Annotated in this window: 17 protein-coding genes; 9 read left to right on the top strand and 8 right to left on the bottom strand. The window is 35.8% G+C overall.

What is annotated here, in order from left to right; genetic code table 11:
* The first annotated feature begins 44 nt into the window (after positions 1 to 44).
* The 6 genes from H7355_RS02255 to H7355_RS02235 all read left to right on the top strand — a co-directional run bounded on the left by H7355_RS02255 (position 45) and on the right by H7355_RS02235 (position 8865).
* On the top strand, positions 45 to 1553 hold the full coding sequence (locus H7355_RS02255) for an FGGY family carbohydrate kinase (RefSeq protein WP_186644661.1): 1509 nt from the start codon (positions 45 to 47) through the stop codon (positions 1551 to 1553).
* 1108 nt (positions 1554 to 2661) lie between these two features.
* Positions 2662 to 4896 carry a hypothetical protein gene (locus H7355_RS02250; protein WP_186644659.1) on the top strand — a complete coding sequence of 745 codons (2235 nt, stop codon included), beginning with the start codon at positions 2662 to 2664 and terminating at the stop codon, positions 4894 to 4896.
* Between the two features lie 1090 nt (positions 4897 to 5986).
* Entirely contained in the window at positions 5987 to 6991 is a 1005-nt protein-coding gene (locus H7355_RS02245) for an aminoglycoside phosphotransferase family protein (RefSeq protein ID WP_186644657.1), read from the top strand.
* Positions 6988 to 7116, top strand: a complete 129-nt coding sequence (locus tag H7355_RS15980; protein ID WP_286190604.1) for a hypothetical protein — start codon at positions 6988 to 6990, stop codon at positions 7114 to 7116. The genes H7355_RS02245 and H7355_RS15980 overlap by 4 nt, the downstream gene beginning before the upstream one ends.
* Before the next feature lie 328 nt (positions 7117 to 7444).
* Complete coding sequence (locus H7355_RS02240; RefSeq protein ID WP_186644649.1) at positions 7445 to 8287, top strand: Rpn family recombination-promoting nuclease/putative transposase; 843 nt, start codon at positions 7445 to 7447, stop codon at positions 8285 to 8287.
* Between the two features lie 260 nt (positions 8288 to 8547).
* Positions 8548 to 8865, top strand: coding sequence for a hypothetical protein (locus H7355_RS02235; protein WP_186644640.1), 318 nt, complete (start codon positions 8548 to 8550; stop codon positions 8863 to 8865).
* 108 nt (positions 8866 to 8973) lie between these two features.
* On the opposite strand, the gene H7355_RS02230 is transcribed toward H7355_RS02235, so the two are convergent.
* Positions 8974 to 10170 (bottom strand): hypothetical protein, encoded by a 1197-nt coding sequence (locus H7355_RS02230; protein ID WP_186644638.1) that lies wholly within the window; start codon positions 10168 to 10170, stop codon positions 8974 to 8976.
* A gap of 102 nt (positions 10171 to 10272) precedes the next feature.
* Complete coding sequence (locus tag H7355_RS02225) at positions 10273 to 10506, bottom strand: KH domain-containing protein (RefSeq protein ID WP_130612833.1); 234 nt, start codon at positions 10504 to 10506, stop codon at positions 10273 to 10275.
* A 209-nt stretch (positions 10507 to 10715) separates the two neighbouring features.
* Here H7355_RS02225 and H7355_RS02220 point away from each other — a divergent pair, with 209 nt between their 5' ends.
* Positions 10716 to 12446, top strand: a complete 1731-nt coding sequence (locus H7355_RS02220; RefSeq protein ID WP_186644635.1) for a hypothetical protein — start codon at positions 10716 to 10718, stop codon at positions 12444 to 12446.
* Here the strand turns inward: H7355_RS02220 and H7355_RS02215 are convergent.
* From H7355_RS02215 to grxC, 5 genes are all read right to left on the bottom strand, one after another.
* A complete protein-coding gene (locus H7355_RS02215) occupies positions 12355 to 13212 on the bottom strand; it encodes a hypothetical protein (protein ID WP_186644633.1) in 858 nt (285 codons plus the stop codon). The two genes, H7355_RS02220 and H7355_RS02215, sit on opposite strands and share 92 nt — an antisense overlap.
* Positions 13213 to 13328: 116 nt before the next feature.
* The gene (locus tag H7355_RS02210) at positions 13329 to 13886 is read right to left on the bottom strand and encodes a phosphatase PAP2 family protein (protein ID WP_186644631.1); all 558 of its coding nucleotides are present in this window, start codon (positions 13884 to 13886) and stop codon (positions 13329 to 13331) included.
* A gap of 3 nt (positions 13887 to 13889) precedes the next feature.
* Positions 13890 to 15989, bottom strand: coding sequence for a transketolase (gene tkt / locus H7355_RS02205; RefSeq protein ID WP_186644623.1), 2100 nt, complete (start codon positions 15987 to 15989; stop codon positions 13890 to 13892).
* Positions 15990 to 16109: 120 nt separating this feature from the next.
* Positions 16110 to 16808 (bottom strand): hypothetical protein, encoded by a 699-nt coding sequence (locus H7355_RS02200; RefSeq protein ID WP_186644620.1) that lies wholly within the window; start codon positions 16806 to 16808, stop codon positions 16110 to 16112.
* Positions 16809 to 16847: 39 nt separating this feature from the next.
* Positions 16848 to 17141 (bottom strand): glutaredoxin 3, encoded by a 294-nt coding sequence (gene grxC / locus H7355_RS02195; protein ID WP_286190603.1) that lies wholly within the window; start codon positions 17139 to 17141, stop codon positions 16848 to 16850.
* A gap of 191 nt (positions 17142 to 17332) precedes the next feature.
* Here grxC and H7355_RS02190 point away from each other — a divergent pair, with 191 nt between their 5' ends.
* Complete coding sequence (locus tag H7355_RS02190) at positions 17333 to 17737, top strand: hypothetical protein (protein WP_186644619.1); 405 nt, start codon at positions 17333 to 17335, stop codon at positions 17735 to 17737.
* A 1-nt stretch (position 17738) separates the two neighbouring features.
* On the opposite strand, the gene H7355_RS02185 is transcribed toward H7355_RS02190, so the two are convergent.
* Positions 17739 to 19385 (bottom strand): ArnT family glycosyltransferase, encoded by a 1647-nt coding sequence (locus H7355_RS02185; protein WP_186644616.1) that lies wholly within the window; start codon positions 19383 to 19385, stop codon positions 17739 to 17741.
* A 204-nt stretch (positions 19386 to 19589) separates the two neighbouring features.
* On the opposite strand from H7355_RS02185, the gene crcB reads away from it, so the two are divergent.
* Positions 19590 to 19973 (top strand): fluoride efflux transporter CrcB, encoded by a 384-nt coding sequence (gene crcB, locus H7355_RS02180; protein WP_186644614.1) that lies wholly within the window; start codon positions 19590 to 19592, stop codon positions 19971 to 19973.
* Positions 19974 to 20062 lie beyond the last annotated feature (89 nt).

The following is a 20062-nucleotide window of genomic DNA, read 5'->3' as shown; positions in this document are numbered from 1 at the left end:
GTAATTGTAAAAGATACATTGAAAAGCTTAAAAGGAGTAAACCTATGACCGATTTTATTCTATCCATAGACGAAGGCACCACAGGAATTCAAGCATCTTTTTTTAGCATGGATGATTTTTCTATGCTAGGTAACAATAAAATTGAATTTCCCCAGATTTATCCACGCCCCGGTTTGGTTGAACACAATCCTGAAGATATTTGGAGCACAACTTTAAGAGCCATTGAAAACAGTTTGAAATTTGCTGAAGGTGAAAAGAGCTCTTTTAAACAGAAAAAGATTGCAGCAATCGGCATAACCAATCAAAGGGAAACCTGTCTTGCATGGAATAAAAAAACTGGTGAAGTTGCAGGCAATGCTATTGTTTGGCAGGACAGACGCACAGCGGAATTTTGCGATCATTTAAAGCGTAACGAAACAGTGCGCAAAATGATTTTACAAAAAACAGGATTGGTTTGTGACCCTTATTTTAGTGCATCGAAAATGCACTGGATTTTAGAACAGAGTATGAAAGCCAAACAATGGGCGTTAACTGGTGAGCTTGCCCTTGGCACCATCGACTCATTTATTATTTGGCGCCTCACGGGCGGGCAGTCTTTTGTAACGGATCACACCAATGCCAGCCGCACTATGCTTTATAATTTACACACAGGATCTTATGACCCAGAGCTGTTAAAACTATTTTCGATTCCAGAAAGTGCGCTGCCAGAGATCAAACCGAGTATTGGTCGCTTTGGATTTACCAAAGGGGTACCAGGTTTGCCCGATGGCATTCCGATCACTGGAATATTGGGTGACCAACAGGCAGCGCTTTTTGGTCAAAATTGCGTGCAGCAAGGCGAAGCGAAAATCACTTTTGGTACCGGTGCGTTTTTACTTATGAATACTGGAGAAAATGTTGTTACTTCCGATGAAGGGATCTTGACCACGGTTGCTTATAGTACTGCGCAACGCAGAACCTTTGCTCTCGAAGGATCTGCTTTCATCGCAGGTGCTGCAGTGCAGTTCATGCGAGACAATTTCGGCTGGGTGAAGAATTCCTCAGAAAGTGCTGAACTTGCAATGGGCTATCCTCGTGATGAAGACGTTCTCTTTGTTCCATCGTTAGCGGGATTGGGAGCGCCTTATTGGAATCCAAAGGCACGGGGTGTTCTCTTTGGACTGTCCCGAGGTACGCAAAAATCACAGATAATTAGAGCTGTCTTAGAAAGTATTGCATTGCAAAATGTTCAGCTTCTACGCCTGATGGAAAAAGTCAGTGGACAAAAGATTGTGCGCGTAGGGGTGGATGGTGGAGCATCGCGCAACGATTTTTTAATGCAGTTTCAAGCAAATATTTTACAAACACTGCTCGCGCGTCCAGCAAATATTGAGACAACTTCGTTGGGTGCAGCGATGGCCGCATGTGTTGGAGTGCTCGAAGAAGACGTAACATTCAATAAAATAGAAATCGCCAGAGAGTTTCGTCCTGAAATGCCTGAAGCATTGGCAAATGCAAGCTTGTACAAATGGTTAAAAGCAGTTGAATGTGTCAATTTATTTTACAAGAGTTAATTTTTTGACATTAAACTTGATCACTTTTTTAATATTGAGAGCAAAAAAAAATTGCATTTCGAGTTTTATAGCTTTTATTCTCTATCCAGTGCACACTCCTTAAATTCTTAAAATTTTTAGTATTATAACAATATTTTTTTCGATTCTTCCTTCTCCTGTCACTAAAAATATTTTAATTGGCAAAAAAATAACAATTGATCTTTTATAAAAATGAAATCAGAGTCTTTGGCAGAGAAATCTTAAAATTTGACAAAAGAATGAATGACTTGAAAATTTTTTTGAAAATCGATTAAGTTAAAAAATTTTCTTTTTAAATTTCATTTTTATTTTTGTAAAATTCTTAGTTTTCTATAAAAATATTTCTTATACTTAGTCTGTTACTATAAAAAAGATCTTATATTATGCACTTAAAGATAAAAATTTATTTTAAAAGATCACCAAAAAAATTTATTTTATGAAAAAATTTGGAAGTATTGCTCGGAAAAATGCTCTCATGAACTTTTTTTGGGGATCTTTTGATGACAAAGGTGTCATTTTATTTTACATTAATATAAGAGTTAAATAATTAAAATATGTATTTATTTTGCGATTAAATTTGCTTTTTGGTAAGTTTATTTACAAGAAATTTATCTTCCTTTTCTTCTTCTCTTAGTTGTATTTTTAGTAATTATTTAATTGTAAATAAAACTTTCTTATATTTGTGTTTTAAAAAAAACTTCATATAAAAAAAATAATTTTTCTAAATAAATGAATGGTTAAATTGTATTCTCATTGATTAAGTATGAATCGAGGCGTATTAACGTTTTTATAAGTTCGAGATTTAGTTAGAACAGAAAAATATTTAACTCAATAATATAATTAAAAATAGATGTAAAAATTAATTATAAACTTGCTTTCCAAAATTTATTTAGTTATTCGACGCTAAGTTGTTAATCCTATATTAATTTATTGTGCTTTTATAAATATCATCTGTGATAATTTTATTTCTAAAAAAAAATTTACAATTATCGTTACATTAATTTATATTCCCCGGATTGCGGAAATATGGTTCTTGTGTCTGCAATTTTTGATAGTTATCTAATGTTTTTGTAATGTTTAGGAGAAAAATATGACGATAAGTAAGTCTTTAAAACTCACTGCTCTCGGCCTTGGTCTTGCATCAATTGCAATTACTGGTTGCAAAAAAAATGATAATAATAATAATGCGAGTGGAACTGGTAGTGATAAAAAGATCGACAATGTTTTAAGAACTGATCAAGAATTAACTGTTGAAATTGGTAATGGTAAAATGAGATACGGAGGTTGTGCACATTATAAAGTGCAAGTGAAACAACCAAATGGTAAATTAATAGATGTTACAACTGTTGCTTCTACGGCTGGTGGTGGCCTTAATTTAAATATTCAAGAAACGAATGTTAAAAAAAGATTTTCTTTAAATCCAGATAAACATGAAATCTGTGCAGTTGAAAATAATGGTGTTTTAAATAACAAAGATCCTGGTAATTCCACACATCAACAAATGGCAGCAGTAGGTGATAAAGTTACTTTAGTAGCTAAGTATGATGGTTTAACGGGTCAGGCTCAAGCAGAAGTTGTTGCTGATGCAGAGTATGCTGATTTAAGACTTACAAACAGTTTGAAAGATAAATCATCTGAAGAATTTGAATCTTTTATTGATGCTAAAACAAAGCTTGAACAAGCTGAAAAAGAGTATGCTGATGCAGATGAAGGTTCATCCAAAGAAACAGCTAAAACTAAACTTGATGCAGCTAAAGTAGAGTTTGAGGCTGCAAAAGCTCCTTTAGAAGTTTATCAAATTGCAACAAAAGATAATAAGATAGCACATTATGCAATGAAGCTGATCCCTGGATCAAAATCTCCATTGTTTCAAATTAAATATACGTCAAAAGTTGACCTATTAGATGAAAAATATGCTGAAAAAAAGATTGAGCAATCTTTAACTTCTGCTGAAGATGTTCAATTGGTTTATAATAGAGAAGTAATCAGCAAAGCAAAAACTGAAATAATAAATAAGGAAGTTTATTTTTATTTTGATGTGCCAAAAGACTTTGGAAATTTCATAGGAAAAGAAGTTACTCTTCTTCTTGAAATTACCAACAAACAAGGAGAAGCACTTCCTAATACTAAGGTCATATATGTTAAGCCAGAAGTAACTAAACTAGGTGCGTTAACAGATATTAAGCTAACTTCAGACTATACTTCTAAGGAGTCCATAGTAGATAATAATATTTTAGTGTCTGGCAAAAATTATGATGCTGATATTTCTGTTAAGTTTTCACATTTAGATGATTATATTGATATCACTCATTTATATGAAAACGTAAACAATAGATCTAATGGCTATAAAATTCAAGCAAAAAAGACGTTAGATACTAATAGTAAACTTACTTTAGAGTTATGGAACTCAAATGTTTCTGAAGATCTTACAAAAGAACAAGAAGCGTTTGACACACGTCTAAGAATGAATGCTACAAGAGGTGCTAAAGAATATCCTTATTTACCAATTAAGGTAAAATTTGAAGTAAGTAATTCTTCGGCTCATCTTGACGATTCTATAGATAAAACATATTATGTAGATCATAAGCCTGTTCTTACGGGTGCTACTTTTGCTAAAGTGGGCGCTACCGATAAAAATCCTGCGACAGTATTAACTGTTGGTGCGAAAAAATATCTTGAAGCCGATCTAACTAAGCATTGTGCTGAATTGACTGGAGTTAAGTATAAGTTTGGTGATGTTAAAGATCTAGACGCTACTGTATCAGACTTTAATGTTGTGTTAACTCCTGAATCGGCTCAATATTTTGAATTTGTGACAAATACTACTGATAAAAAAGAATATCTTTGTGCAAAAGAAAATGTTGTAGTTGGTGCTAAAGCAGCTGTTGAAGTTCAGCTTAACGCAGATGAGTCTGTTAAATATCCTGTGAATTTCACAGTAGGCGCTGCTGTGGAATCGAAATTTTTTAACTTTAGTTATGATGGTAAAACCCCGCTATTGGCTATCAATCTAAAAGGTGAAAAAGTTAAAAGTGATTGGTTCAGAGCTTATTTTGTAAATTCAGATGGTCAAGTTTCTAAGAAAGTGGTTCCATCTACTGAGTATAAAGTTGATAAGCTTTTAGGTGATTCTAATCTTGAGTTAGATGAAACAGGCACTGGAGATAATGTAAATTCATATAGAGTATCTGTAAAAGATCCAACTAAGATTAAAGTAAATGAAAAACTCTTAGGAACTCTTCAAGTAATAGAAGATAAAGATAAAACTGTAAAATTTGCTAATCAAAATGCTCACAGAGACATCCCAGTTACTTACACTAAGTAACAATGCAATTAAAAACTTAGGCCTTTGTGCTTGAGTTTTTAATAATCTTTATTTCGAAAAAAAGTCCTAAACATTCGAAGCTGAAAATAACGACGGAAAACCCCTTCTTGTGAAAGAAGGGGTTTTTTGTTTGGGAAGTTTTATTTTTGGGGTGGTAAATATTAATACTTATATTTAGTGAAGCGATTATGTTTATATAAAACTTGAAATAAATTTATTACTTTTTATTAGAAAAAAATTCGTTAATTTTTGAAATTTGCTCTGCATTGGAAATAATGATTGTGATGCAAATAATTAGAAGTAACAAGGAATGGTTCTGTATCTTTTCAAATAGGTCTCTTCTAGACGCAATTATCTAGGCAGGAAAATATAATGCTCCCAAATAAGCAAATGATTATTAAATTTATACTGCTCTTTGTACAGTAAAAAATGAACTTCTATTCCACATATGCTAACTCACGCTGATTTTAATGAGAAGAAACCAAGCATAGGCCTATCAATCTTTTTTTATAAATTGATGGTATTGTTCCATAAGGTTATTCAAATATTTATTTTGTTTAATCAGGATCTTATTTTTAGAATTAAAACCTTTATTACGGCCTTTAAAGCAGCAGTATTGATAAATAATCGTGTGGTCTAAGAAAATACCACTTTCTGCTAAAAGTTATTCTGCTCGTCGGCAACTCAAAGAGTCGCTTACAATCCCACATAATGCCATTATTATAATCATCTGATCGGTCTAATACCACTGGAATCCAACTATCAATGTTAATAAAACCTGTCAGAAGACTTTGACTATATTTTTCATGTTTCCGCCATTTTAGGAATTAATAGAGTTAGTAAAAAATCTTTAAATGCGTTAGATACGAACATTATTGGAACCAAGTCAGCTCTTGATTTTCTTAATAACAATACCTTAATAAATTCATATTTTTTAGTACAAGTAAAGTCTATAGACAAAAAGCAAATTCAAATATAACTCTAGATCACAAGGAATTAGCTTATAACCCTCAAGTGCAATTTGATGCAAGTATCAAATTGCTCGTTCAGTAGGCGGCAGGAATTATTTAAACATTGGAAAAGTTTAGTTATGATAATTCGCAAAACAAATAACCTTAGTTTAAAAAAGAGTTACATAAATAGAATCATCGAAGATTTAGGTTTAACTCAAGATGGCTCCCCAAGATCCATTTATGAGGGACGAATTGCATCAAATTTTACATTGCTAACTAAGGAAAAAGGAGAAATACTAGTTCGTTCTTATCCAGCTGGTTATTCGCAAGATCAAATTTCCTTAGAAATAGAATCACTTTTATTTTTTTCAAATCAGAAGGTACCTGTTCCTAATATTCTGTTGTTCCAAGATGGAGAGATACTTAAGTGCTATAAAAATCAATGGGTTTTTGCTTATCAAATGATTGACGGAAAAAGCCCATGCCAAGCAGATTTATCTAATGATTTGTCTAAACAAACTGCAGAGATTCTTGGCAGATTTTTCACAGCTTCGTCTCAATATATATCAAAAGATAAGATTGCTGTGAATGACCAAAAATTTATTCAAAATCTATTTTTTAAATTTAAAAAAAAATACTCTTTCCTTCTTAAATATCTGCCTATCCAAGAAATGGACAAATTACTTAAAAATAAAGACCTTGAAAATTGGCTAGATAAATCTAAAAAAGGCCTTGTACATGGTGATTACTTTTTTGAAAATATTCTTATCAAGAATAATAAAATAGTTGGAATAATAGATTTCGGTGATGTTTATTATGGTTCTATAGTAACTGATCTTATCATCGGCTCAATAGAATTTTCGGTAGATGCAACTGAAACATTCCGTATCGAATGGATGAAAACATTTCTAGAAAATTTGCATTCGTGGTTAATAATTTTTGAACTTTCAGCTGCAAGATTTGTGGATCTGCTGCGAATAAATTGCATTCGTTTCATGATTTATACCATACCCTTTGATCTGGCTGATGGTTTCCCTCCTGAAAATAACCGATATCTTACCCGATTTGTCACCTTGAATAGGCCAGAATTAACGACTGCTATAAACGAAATTTTTTCAGAATTAGGAGTAACTAGTTTGTGAGATTCTCGTTTCCTTTCCTCGCTACACACATTCAGCAAATGCCTCTGCGTGGATCTTTTAAAAATTTTGGCGTTGAAGTAACAGTTTTCAATAGAAGTGATCTAGAAAATGAATCCTTGCAATAATTCAGCTTGATTGCCTGTAACACCTAAAAAAAGTTAGTCTTTCTTTCAAACTAAAAGCAGATTTATCCTAAAATAGTTCATTTTGATTTGGGATAAGAAATATATTTGTATTATGATTTTCTAAAAGAGTTCGTTTAAATGAAATTATGGAAGTAATTTATGTGCTCATCATGCCAATGAAATTTTTTTAATCCCTCACCCAAACAATTTCTGAACACCCAACCCAAATAATTGAACACACCGCTCATCCTCTATTTATTAATATAAAATAAGTTTTACTAAATTATTACAGAACAATTTTGTTTTGTAATAATTTAGGAGCGTATCGTTGAAAAAATTGGATCTTCTCGATATTAAAACGGATTATGTTTTTAAAAAAGTTTTCACTCACAATCAAAAAACATTTATTGACTTTATCAATTGTGTTCTCAATTACCCAGAGAAGCAAAAAATAAAAAGCATAGAGTTTCTAAACAATGAACTCACAAAAGACTCTGAAATGGATAAGGAATCTAAGCTCGATATCATTGCTCGTCTAAACGATAATTCGTACGTGAATGTCGAAATGCAAATTCAAAACACCGGAGAGTACGAGAAGCGATCATTATATTACTGGGCAAAACTGTACGAAACACAATTACAAAAAACTCAGAATTATAAGGTTTTATATCCTGCTATTTGTATAAATATTTTAAACTTTAATTTCTTTAAGAATTCTGCGGATTACAACAGTGAACTTGCAATTTTCAAAGTGCAGACAATGGAGCGAATATATAGTGATTTTAAAATTATCTTTTTAGAAATTCCCAAAGTGAAGAAAAAGTTTTATAATGACTTAGACAAGTGGATGCAGTTTTTTAACGGAGCATCGAAAGAGGAAATAAATACAATGAACAACTCAGCAATCAAACAAGCATACGAAACATTAGAATATATCAGCCAAGATCCCGCAGAGCGTGCACGCTACGAAGCCCGTCGGAAATACCAACTCGACTATAACACGGGTATGCTCACTGCGCGTGAAGAAGGTAAAGAAGAGGGTAAAGAAGAAGGTATAGAAATTGAAAAAAGAGCAAATATTAAACAGATGTTAAAGCTCAATTTGCCCATTGAGCAGATAGCAGAAATCTCTCGCTTGAGTGTGGAAGAAGTTTGTGCATTGAAAAGTTAATTTTCTATTTTTATTTTTTGAATGATTTATTATTTCAAAAATAAGTGAGTTTTTAAATGTTTAATAAAGAAAAATATTTCTTTGTTTTTTCTTGGCAGTAAGTTTTCTTGAATTTTGGTATTAAAACGATAATTTTAATTATATATTATTTATAAGTATTTTAAAATTATTTTTTTAGAAATTCCCAAAGTGAAGAAAAATTTTTTATAATAAACGAGCAAAGTGGATGCAGTTTTAAAAAGGAGCAGCAAAAAAGAATTATGCGCAAAACAAAGCTCAAGTTTTTAGAATTAAACTTAGAATATAATAGAGAAGATCCTGCAGAGCGTGTGCGCTACGAAGCCCGTCGGAAATACCAACTTGATTACAACACAGCTTTGCTCACTGCATATGAAGAGGGATACAAAATTGGTTTTAAGATTGGTTTTAAGATTGGTTTAGAAGAAACATTTGCAGAAGGAAGACTCATTACAAGAAATGAAATTGCTAAACAGATGTTAAAGCACAATATCCCTGTTGAACAGATTGTAGAAGTCACTCGATTGAGCGTAGAAGAAATCTGTGTGCTGAAAAGTTAATTGATCCATTTTTTCCTCGTGAAAGCATAATTCCTATATATTGTCATATCGTTTAAGCGTAATTGTGATTTGCAAAACAAAAAAATACGCAAAAAACAAACACAACTTCTATGGCGGAGAACCTGGGGTGCGAAAACTATGCGGAAATGGGCTTGAACTGAGAATAGGAGTGTAAGGATTCGAAGATGAAGTATTCGAAGCCAAAAAGTTTTCGCTGTCCATAAGATATGCATCAAGGAAATAATAAGTTCCAGTCGTGAGTTGTGTAAAATAGGTATAAATATTTGGAATATTTAATGGACAGGTCTGATAAGGAACAACAACAGCTCCGTGACTTCCTGAAGTGTCTAAAGTTATTTGGCACTTGACCACATAGGAACGATTGCTCCCCGAAGTCTGGTTCGCTGGATAAAAACTTGTCATTCCAGTGGAAATATCAGGAGGATAAAAAGTATAAGTGTTGATGTCGGCATAACGTGGATTGCGATTCATAGAATCACGCCGATAGGCAATGGGATATCCATCATCTAAAAAACTATCTGTACTTTCATTCATGGCTGTCACTGCCCCCGAACCAAACTGCATAAAATAAAATTGAGCATTCGCCGCACCTTTTGGAAGTGTAGGGGTAAAAACTTGAGTTGTTCCATCCGCTGCAACAATACGAATACGGAACTGACTTGTGCTGCTGTAAATCGGAATATCTATAGGCAACCTTCCACCCGAGTCTATATTTTCAAAAAGCGGTGTGTTTTTACATGGGTCGACAATGGAACTTTTACTTATAACATCTTCAAAGTAGGCAACGGCATTGGCTGCGGGCGAGCCCGATGAGGTTTTAACTTTAAAACCAAAATGATCGAAATTCACCACCGTAAAAGGATTTGGGAAGTTAATATTGACTGAACTGGATGCCTCATCAATGGTAAATGAAGTTGTGTATTCTGTATATAAAACAGCATTCGGACCATTGTTATTTTGTGAACACTGCTGTGCAAGCGTTTGCCCAGCAGTTAAACCGTATGCCAAATAACCAATTTGCACTGTGAGAGCAGTTGCCACCGGGAGTGAGATGGTATTCGCTCCTGCTTTTAATGCGCCTGTGTATGAAAAGCCTGCATTGCTTGTGATGGAAACGGGAATATGAATTGGCGAAAAAGAAGTGTAGGTGATACCGTTGCTTTGAAATTTAGGTAGAGCAGGGCTCCGCAATTTAATACCTAAATTATGTTGTTTTAAATCGCCACAGCTTGCGATTAATACCGAGTAGAGAAAAACAAATAATATTTTAAAGTAACTACACATAGGTTTCCCATTCTTTATTTGAATTTAATTTCGATTTTTAAATATAAATATTAAGATGGGAAAGATTTATCTGACAAGAAAATGTTGGTTGGTAATTAAATTCTATTCGTCAATGATATGGAGAATATATCGTTTATTCATTTTGGCTGCACCGCAATTTAAGATCGTACGGATGGCGTCGGCAGTTCGCCCACTTTTACCAATTATTTTTCCAACATCTTCTTTTGCTACTTTGAGTTCGATTACATTTGTCTGAGCGCCGTTGATTTCGTTTATTTCGACTTTTTCTGCATTGTCTACAAGTGATTTGGCAACGTATTCAATTAATTCACGCATGGAGGCCGCTGCGGCAATGGACATGGACAACTCCCTTCCCAGTATTAACAAGTTCCACAAGAGCAAAAATACCACAAAGTATTGACTCGGTTTCTGGCGTTCGATGCTTTAGTAACCAAAAAAAAATTATATTTCAAGCAATCTATGCCGTCTCAAGTTCTCCTGCAAGCCTTACGATACCCAAGAGTGACGTAGTTTGGGGGAAAACAGTGGCTTCTGAGCAATTTGAACTTAAAAATGGAAATTTATTTGTCCTTGCTGAAGCTGCTGGAGGGGTTTACAATGGCGGGCAATTGCGCCTTATCTGCGAAGTTGCCGAAGATGTATCGGCTTTTTTAAAAGTCACAGAAGACCAACGCATTGGTTTTACCGTACCAAAAGAAAAAGTCGCTGACATTCAAGCTCGTCTTTCTAAATCTGGAATTTTAGTCAAACATTATCGAAGTTTTTCTACCCTCTCTCCCAAAGCTTGCCTTGGTGAGCTTTGTCCAAAATGTGAACAGGATGCTCTCGGCGACGCTATTGAGATTTCACCATTTTTGAACGAAAAGTTTAAATCCACTTTTTCGACTTTAAATATTGGCATGAACGGGTGTGCAACAGCGTGTGTGGCATCTGCAACCGATGAGGTTCATATCGTGGGTGATAAAGATGGGTATAAAATATATATAGGAGGACGAGCTTGCGAACCACCCCAAGTTGCTCAACTGGCCGTTGAGAAAGTCCCCCGTAAAAAAATTGGATTGGCCATCGCCGATATTTTAGATGTTTATTCAAAAAACAAACAAGATGAAGAAAAAATAGTCGATGTACTAGCAAGAATAGGGATGGAAGCTTTTGCCAGTGTTCTCATGAAGCATGTTGAAGGAGGGACCGAAGCGTCCGCAAGCGATAGCGAAATGCCAGCAGAGAGTGCAGTAGCTCTTCCTGTTGAAGCAGCACCTGCAGAAAGTGAAGCCCCAGTAGCTGATATGCCAGCAGAAGGTGCAGAAGCCCCTCCTGTTGAAGATGCTCCAATGGATGCAACACCAGCAGAAGCGGCTCCATCCGATGCCCCACCTGTCGAAGGCGAAGCTCCCGCGGCAGAAGTTCCTACAGAAATGCCGGCGGAAGGAGCGGAGGCTCCACCCGTCGAAGCGGCACCTGCAGAAGAGGAAGCATCTGCAGCCGAAATGCCAGCGGAAGGAGCAGATAATCCCCCCGCAGATGTTCCAGGAGAAGAAGCTCCCATAGCAGATGCTGCAGCCCCTGTCGAAATGGCAGGCGAAGCTCCAGCCGAAGCGCCTATGGAAGCTCCTGCAGAAGGAGAAGCGGAAATGAAAGAAGGAGAAGCACCTGTAGAAGCAGCAGCAGAAGGTGAAGCACCTGTAGAAGCAGCAGAAGAAGGTGAAGCACCTGTAGAAGCAGCAGAAGAAGGTGAAGCGGCGACTGATGGTGATGCTCCACCAGCGGAGGCCTCTGCAGAAGGAGCCAGTGCTCCTACTGAAATGAAAGAACTTGAAATTGTCGATGACACTGCTGAAGGCGATGCCGCCCCTGTTCCAGCTCCCGAACCGATAGACCATGGGATGGAAGAATCTGAAAGTCCTGCCAGTGGTTCTGAAGCGCCTGCGGCTGGTGGTGAGGACATGGGTGAGGCTGGTTTAGATGGTGGTCCATTGCCTGAGACGACTTTGCGGAACAGCCGCAAGACTCGAATTCAAATTCGCGGGGCACATTTATCGATCACTCTTGGTGATGGTTCAGACTTTATGGTTCCATTTAAGTCTTTCGAAGAAGGACGTATTATCGAGATGGAAATTGAAGATGAAAATTTTGTTATTGAAACTATAGATGGAAAACTCTGTGTTAAATCGGGCGAGTTCGAGATGCATATTCCTTTGACCCACGGGACGACTTCAGAGTTTGAAGAAGATGAAGTGGCTGCCACCGCTGCTTAATGCGTTTGAGTTTGTTAATTTCTACACATATAACAGGCAGAAGATCGTTACACTCTTCAGTCATAATTAATTTTTTTGGAAAATTTTTATCATACCAAATGATTTTATTTTTTGTTTTTTGCAGATAGTCTTCGTTGCTTAACATGCCAAAATGCTCCCAATAAAAAACTTTCTTACCGATGTAAATAGTAAAGTCAGGGAAATAAGTTTTTCCTTCGGCGGACAAAGGGATCTCATACCTAAAATCAATTTTGTGTTCAAAAAGCTTTTCTGCAATAAAAACTTCACTTTTACTCCGAACTTTCAATCCAAATGAAGTCAATATCTGTGGTGAGCCAAAAGAAGAATTTAATTTTGTTTGAGGCAAAGGGAGTGTTGAAGAAGATGTATTTAATAATGCTTGTTGTGTTGGAGTCATTGAGGTTTGAGAATATTTTTCTTTGTTTTTATTCCATGAAAATATAGATTTTATATTTAGTAAAAAAAATTCAATATTTTGTTTGAGCCAAGAGAGAGAGTATTGGAAAAGCCATAGGCAAAATAAAAAAAGAGAGTATTTAATAAAATACAATTCATTTTTCTGATAGATTAAGTATACAAAGATAAGATAAAAATTAGCAAATAATAAAAGAATCTTTATGCGTTTAAGCGTACCTTTAAAGAAAAATAAAGCATAAAAAATAATTGTGATAAAAGAACCGAAAGCAAACTTTATTATCAATATTTGATGTGCATGATAAATATTTTGAAGAGTCTGAGGTAACATCCTTGTTTCCTAACAGTTCTAATCACATTATATTAAAAAAGGGACTTATTTATCCCTTTTTTGCAATTTCACTCAGAGCAGTTTATCCTTTTTTGTAAGATTTTACCTACAATTATTTATTTCTTTTTGTACGGTCTCACAAGAAGCAAACCACCCACGCAACACAGTATGACTGCTGCAAACACATCATGAGGCCAGTGAGCAAAAGAATATATTCGGCTAAAACCAACAAAAGCTGCAAGGGGTACAGCTATAACAGCATACTTAATTCCATAGCGAATTGCTAAAAATACGGCACCCGAAAAAGCGCCTGCCGTATGTCCACTTGGAAAACTCATGTGCCCGCCGCGCGGACGTAGGTCATCAATTCCGACAAGATTGCTTAAGCCTAATTTAAATGCCCAGGTGATTCCAATTACAAAAATAAGGATTTTAATCATCTGCACAGCACCATCCTTATCCTTTTTCCATAGGACAGGCACAATTGCGTACATAGGAATGGCAATTTGAAAAACAGTGCCGACGATTTCTATCCAAGTATCAAATGGTTCTCTGTAATTGAGAAAAACATTTATCAGCATGACAAGGCCAAGACACACAAAAAATGTCAAGTTTGTGTTGTGTGGAGTGGACTTTTCAATAATCCTTTTCGAACGTTTAACAAGTGGAGACATAGCTTACCTTAAATTTAATTGATTGAGTACAAAGGAACAAAATGCTTCAGGTGTAAAACCAAAATGCTTTGCTAATACAGACGCAGGTGCTGAGCTGCCGAACGTTTTCAAACTGAAAATAGCACCATTTCTCCCGACAATCTCTCCCCAACTTTGTGGAGAGCCTGCTTCAATTGCGTAAATCGGAATTTCTTTAGGAACAAGTTTATTTAATGTCAGAGGATTTTCAACTAAAACCTGTGGACATTGAGAACTGACAACTCTGACGGACAGTTTTACTTTCTCGCCCGCAGTGTTTTCAACTGCTTTACTTTCTAGCAATTGACTTGCAGTTAAAGCTATTGAAACTTCAGATCCCGAAGCGATTAAAACAATTTTTTGTGAATTTTCTTCTACTGAGAATTCCTTCAATAAGTATGCCCCTTTGCTCAACCCCTCTTTAACGACTTCTTTGCTTCTTTGTGCAGGTAGAAGAGTATCGAGGTCTTCAAGGTCTTGGCGTGTTAGAAGTAAAGCCGAAGGCTTGTTTTCACAGAGCACAGCACTTTCCCAAGCAGCATAAGTTTCAAGGATATCCGCAGGGCGATAAACATTGAGTTCTGGAATAGCACGTAAAGCTGCTGCATGTTCGATTGGCTGATGGGTGGGGCCATCTTCTCCGACTGCATAACTGTCATGCGTCAAGATAAATAAAGTAGGAATTTTCATAAGTGCTGCAAGGCGAATAGCAGGGCGCATATAGTCTGAAAAAACTGCAAAAGTTGCACAATAAGCACGCAAGCCACCATGTAACGTGATTCCATTACAAATAGCAGCCATTCCGTGCTCACGCACTCCAAAATGGATATTGCGCCCCGAGAAATCTTTTGCATTGATAAATGTGGAATTTGGTAAAGTGGTCAAGTTGCTACCAGCAAGATCGGCTGAACCACCCACTAACCCAGGATTTTCCTGCGCAAGTTCAATAAGAGCCTTGCCGCTCGCTGTGCGCGTTGCCATTTTGCCCTTGGCTTGAGCAAAACTTTCTTTGCGCATTTCATTGTAAGTTTCACTTTCAAAAAGGTTCTGCCATAGTTTAGCTTTTTCTGGTTGTGTTTTTTCCCAGTGGATTTTAACTCCATCGAAGAGTTCAGACCATTTTTTTGCTTTTTGTCCACGGATGTTTGCTAATTTATAGGCTGATTCTAAACAGGCATTGGGCACATAAAAAGGTTCGGTGTGAGTTACTCCCAAATGCTTTTTGGCATCGATAACATCTTCCGCACTCATAGGGTTACCATGAATTTTAGGTTTGCCTTCCCACTTCGGTGAGCCTTTACCGGGGATTCCTTTGCAGATGATTAAGGTTGGACCCGATTCGCCGTTTGGCATGGAAGCAAAGTGATGAGCTTTGTCCATAGCTTTTGCAAGTGAAACAAAATCGTTGCCGTCTGCTTCGAGAATATTCCAACCATACGCTTCGTATCGTTTGCCAACATTTTCGCTAAATGCAATATCGATTGTGCCATCAATTGTAATATTATTTGCGTCATAAAGGACGATCAGACGGTTGAGTTTTAAATGACCCGCAAGGCTGCACGCTTCTGCACTCACACCTTCCATCAAGCAGCCATCACCCGCGATAACGTATGTTTTGTGATCTATAACTGAATGATTTGAATCATTAAAACGTGCTGCGAGCATCCGTTCAGCGAGTGCCATTCCCACAGCGTTTGAGATCCCTTGCCCCAAAGGTCCTGTTGTGCACTCAACGCCTGCGGTATGGCCGTATTCGGGATGGCCTGGGGTTTTGCTACCTAATTGACGAAAATTCATTAAGTCTTCTTTGCTAAGATCGTACTGAGCAAGATGCAAAAGTGCATACTGAAGCATGCTGCCATGACCTGCAGATAAGACAAAACGATCGCGATCGATCCATTGCGGCTGTTTAGCACTGTGATTCATCACAGCAAAATAAAGAAAAGTTCCTAACTCAGCTCCACCTAAAGGCAAACCAACGTGCCCGGATTTTGCTTTTAAAACGGCATCCATGCCGAGAAGTCTAACTGCGAGTGCAGTATTTTCTAAGTCATTTTTGTGCTCTGAAACAAACTGAGTAAACATAGGCGCCGTCTCCCGCTTGAGGTGGTGATTCTTAAAACGCCCCAAACCTACATTTACTAAGCTTATATTTCAACATTTCGCCGCATTTTTTTCACAAAAAGCTTATAAACTGTAGGAAATTTAATTTGAAATTGTGTTTTTTTGTTGCATAGATTTGAAGATAGTTTCTTGCACATCATTGGCAATAGCGTTGGAAAAGGCTTTTACAGCATTGTCAACGGCCTCCTGATACCGAAGGGCATGTAAGTCAGGTGACTGCTGCATATAATTTAAGGTTCTACCATCAGTATCACCAATTTCGTTAAAAACAGCTGGTGAGATATTACTGGCAGAGTAGCGTTTTGCCCACATTATATTGCCGGTATTGAGATCGATAGCTTTGACTTCAACGACAAGTGATAGCTGTTCGGTAGAAGGAGAAACAGTCGGCTTGTTAAAGTCAAAGGGGAGATTGGTTGTGGGATTGAGGCTTTCGGGATGAATTTTTGAACAGGAATAAGCACCGCTTGCCACATTTGGTGTGGATGGATTTTTACAGGAATCAACAGCTGTGATGCTTTGAATGCGATCGAGAATATTTACTTGTAAAGCCCAACGGGCATCTTCGAGTTTGCTAAAAACGAAATCCGTCCGTTCAGATAATTTGCTGCGAATGGCAAAAGACAAACGGGAGGAATTGCCACCGTAAATAGAAAAGTCATTTGCAGCTGGAATATAAACTTTTGCATATTCTTCTGGAACATGGTTGTGCATATTGGCAAAACCAATCACACAACCATTTAATGCAAAAGCCAATAATAGAATAAAGATTATGTGCATGAGATACTCTACAGCCACATTCTGCTAAATAAATCTAATTTAGCTTAATAATTTAGAAAGCTCGCCACTTTTATAAAGTTTATTGGTATCGTCGAAACCACCTATAAATTTATCGCCGATAAAGATCATAGGAACTGTACGCCAGCCATTATTTTCTTTTGAGAGCTTAGCTCTTAAATCGGGATCATTGTCCAAATTGATTTCTTCGTAATTTACGCCTAAGCTTTTAAATAAACTTTTAGCAGCATTGCAGTATGGGCAAACAGTTGTGGTATAAATCTTAACGACAGGCAATTTAAGACCCCTTATTTCTTGTAGTTCGAGGAGAGTCATAAAAAGACTCTCTTTAATGGTTATATTAATACATAACACTCAAGAATTGTCACGTATTTCTATTTTGAGTGTGCATGTGTTTTTAGCTAAGTTATGACTTGAGTATTTCATATGTCCTTGTATTATCACTCGTTATGACATGCCTGCGCGGTGTGTTGAATTATTTTTTTGTGCTCGAGAGGTTTCAAAACATGCATGTAATCTGGAAAAGACCTGACGGTTTTCAAAATGCTTTGCCCGATGATTTCAGGAGAATTGCTTTAAGTAACGGTGCACATTTGTGGCTCCATCGCCATGAACTCGATTGGTATCCGTTTCAAGTCAGTGGAGATTGGGAAGGTCAAGATCAAACAAAAAGATTGAATCGTCTCGTCAATATGCTCGACTCACCTAAGTCATCTTGGAAGTCTTATTTAGAGCATATGTCCGATGATGATCTCGATATTAAAGAAGGACATTCTATCAAAGATGTCACTCGGTCCATAATTGCTTGGATAGAAAACTTAGAAAGATTCGCTAAAGGACACACATGGGAAATTGAAATAGTACGCTGTGCTCTGCATGATGTTCTGCAAATTTTAAAATCATTTAATTGAGTTAAAAATTGATTTCATTTTTGCTTTTTTCATAAACCTCTTGAAGAATTTCTTTATTTTTCATTGTTCCTTTAATCAAGACTATTTTCGTATCGTCAAAAGGTGACAAATAAAAGTTTTCTAAATATTCTATCTTCATCACCTGCTCAATTTTCTTTTCATTATAATGACTTAAACTTCCGAGCACAATAAATTTACAACCAGCTAATTGAGTAAGATCGTCTCGCCATGTGTAAAATGAAGAGCTTGTGAAATCAAAATTATATATTTTGGGTTGTTCGTTAAAATGAAAAGCCATCTGAGCAGTCCAGTACCATCTAAGCGAAGCTATTTTATAACCATTTGCACACGAATCCATTTGTGGAAGTTTAGGATACGCTTGGGTTTTGATTTTAATATTGAGTTGATTTCTGAGCTCTGTTTGCAGATTTTGCCATAAAAAAGCTTGAGTCAGAGGATCGGCATTGCCAGTAAAGTACACAAAAGATTTTATGAGAAAATTGTTAAATTCTTTGATACTGAAAAGTGTTGGTAACACTGTGGATAGAAAAAGTGAGATAGAAATATATACTTTCCATCTGCGGGCTTTTGCTCCTGTAAAAGGTTGCCAGTTGAGGGCAACACATGGAATGAGCAGATAAAAACCAGGCATTGTCCAGTGGGGCAGGGCATCTTTGCCAAGTGCAGAATAGGAAATAATGCCGAGCAATATAAGAAACGGTAGAGTGCTTATCATATAAAATGAGTTATTCTGAATGCGTTCCTTAAAACTTTTAATAATAAAAGCTAAAAAAAGAACAAAAAACCAAGGTAACAAATAAAAGATTGTGCCCAAAATAAAGCGAAAGAAATTTTTATAACTTAACGAGAAATCAGCAAAGCCATGTTGGCTTTGAAAGTGAAATGAAGCAAAATTATTTTGATAATTCCAGATAAAGACTGGGCTTGCTACACAGATCGAGACAACAATTGCTACACACCAAAAGGTGAAATCAAAAGTTTTATTTATTTTAAGTTTAATATAGGCAGCAGCTAGAAAAAAACCAATTGCAATTGGCAGAGCATGGTATTTGGATAATGCAGAAATTCCTAAAAATAGACCAAAAAGAAATGCATTCTTGATTGGGAATTTATATTTTAATGAATTTACTTTAGTATTAAATGAACTTAGTAAAAAATAAAGCGCTCCTGAAATACCAAGTAATAAAGATGCATCTGGTAAAAGAAAAATACCTTCTAAGTTAAATACAGGAATAAGTTGTGTTAAAATTACGAGGGTGAGAGCAGATTCATTGTTAAATTTTTTTGCTGTTAATTCTGCATACTTTTGCCCAGATAAAACTAAAAATAATGTTGAAAAAACATGAATGATAGGTAAAAGAAAGCGTGCACCCAATGACCCAGAAAACATGAGTGAACCGAGATAGGAAATCCAAGCAACAAAAGGAGGAGCATCGAGATAACTTAGCTGTATGTTGCGTGACCAATCCCAATAATAAACCTCATCATTGCCCATAGGAAAATACGCAATCCAATAAAGTCTAAAGCATAAGAAAATAAGGATTGAGCCGATAAACCATTTGCTTCTAAACTGGAATTCTTGTTCTAAGTTTTTTTTTAAGAAAAAGTCTTTTGCAGGGAGTCGCATAAATGTGATTTTACCTTAGTTTATTAGTTTGTGGATTTTGTTAAAATCCAATAAAGATACCCTACAAAATAAGATCTGCAGGATTAAAGTTTTTTATTCTCTCCTATCTTATTTGTAAATTGCTAAAATTAAAATCTACATGGAATTGGCACTGATTTGATCTGATATTTGCTTAAAAATTTATCATTTTACGTGGAGGTGGATGTGAGTTTTTTTTATATTGGTGTTTTGGGTATGCTAGGGGTTTTTTGTCGATATTTCTCTGGTTATTTAATAAATAAAATATTTTCATCACCTTTTCCTATGAGTACATTTTTAATCAATGTGATTGGTTCATTTTTAATCGGTTTTATCTATGTCTTAGGGGTAGAAAAACTCCAGATTTCCCATGAGCTAAGGTTGGGAATTATGGTCGGTTTCTTAGGTGGATTTACAACTTTTTCCTCATATACCTTAGAAGCTGTAAAGTTATTGGAAGAAGGGAAATTGAGTTATGCATTTTCCTATCTTTTTTTAAGTCCTTTTGTAGGAATTATTCTTACATTTCTAGGAATATTATTTGCTAGGAAATTAATTATATTAAATTAAAAAGAGCCTATAAAAATTTTCCACAAGAATTCTTTAAAAAAAAAAATTCGTGCTAATATAAACATCATTTTTGTAACAAGCACAAAGAG

Source organism: Fluviispira vulneris (genome assembly GCF_014281055.1).
In the GTDB taxonomy this organism is placed as follows: Bacteria; Bdellovibrionota_B; Oligoflexia; order Silvanigrellales; family Silvanigrellaceae; genus Silvanigrella; species Silvanigrella vulneris.
This window is presented reverse-complemented; position numbering and strand designations above follow the sequence as displayed.

Excerpts from the sequence above, each read along its gene's own strand:
- H7355_RS02210 (WP_186644631.1), bottom strand. The coding sequence starts at position 13,886 with ATGTCTCCACTTGTTAAACGTTCGAAAAGGATTATTGAAAAGTCCACT.
- H7355_RS02250 (WP_186644659.1), top strand. The coding sequence starts at position 2,662 with ATGACGATAAGTAAGTCTTTAAAACTCACTGCTCTCGGCCTTGGTCTT.
- H7355_RS02190 (WP_186644619.1), top strand. The coding sequence starts at position 17,333 with ATGCATGTAATCTGGAAAAGACCTGACGGTTTTCAAAATGCTTTGCCC.
- H7355_RS02255 (WP_186644661.1), top strand. The coding sequence starts at position 45 with ATGACCGATTTTATTCTATCCATAGACGAAGGCACCACAGGAATTCAA.
- H7355_RS02230 (WP_186644638.1), bottom strand. The coding sequence starts at position 10,170 with ATGTGTAGTTACTTTAAAATATTATTTGTTTTTCTCTACTCGGTATTA.
- H7355_RS02245 (WP_186644657.1), top strand. The coding sequence starts at position 5,987 with ATGATAATTCGCAAAACAAATAACCTTAGTTTAAAAAAGAGTTACATA.
- tkt (WP_186644623.1), bottom strand. The coding sequence starts at position 15,989 with ATGTTTACTCAGTTTGTTTCAGAGCACAAAAATGACTTAGAAAATACT.
- grxC (WP_286190603.1), bottom strand. The coding sequence starts at position 17,141 with ATGACTCTCCTCGAACTACAAGAAATAAGGGGTCTTAAATTGCCTGTC.
- H7355_RS02200 (WP_186644620.1), bottom strand. The coding sequence starts at position 16,808 with ATGCACATAATCTTTATTCTATTATTGGCTTTTGCATTAAATGGTTGT.
- H7355_RS02215 (WP_186644633.1), bottom strand. The coding sequence starts at position 13,212 with ATGTTACCTCAGACTCTTCAAAATATTTATCATGCACATCAAATATTG.
- H7355_RS02225 (WP_130612833.1), bottom strand. The coding sequence starts at position 10,506 with ATGCGTGAATTAATTGAATACGTTGCCAAATCACTTGTAGACAATGCA.
- H7355_RS02185 (WP_186644616.1), bottom strand. The coding sequence starts at position 19,385 with ATGCGACTCCCTGCAAAAGACTTTTTCTTAAAAAAAAACTTAGAACAA.
- H7355_RS02235 (WP_186644640.1), top strand. The coding sequence starts at position 8,548 with ATGCGCAAAACAAAGCTCAAGTTTTTAGAATTAAACTTAGAATATAAT.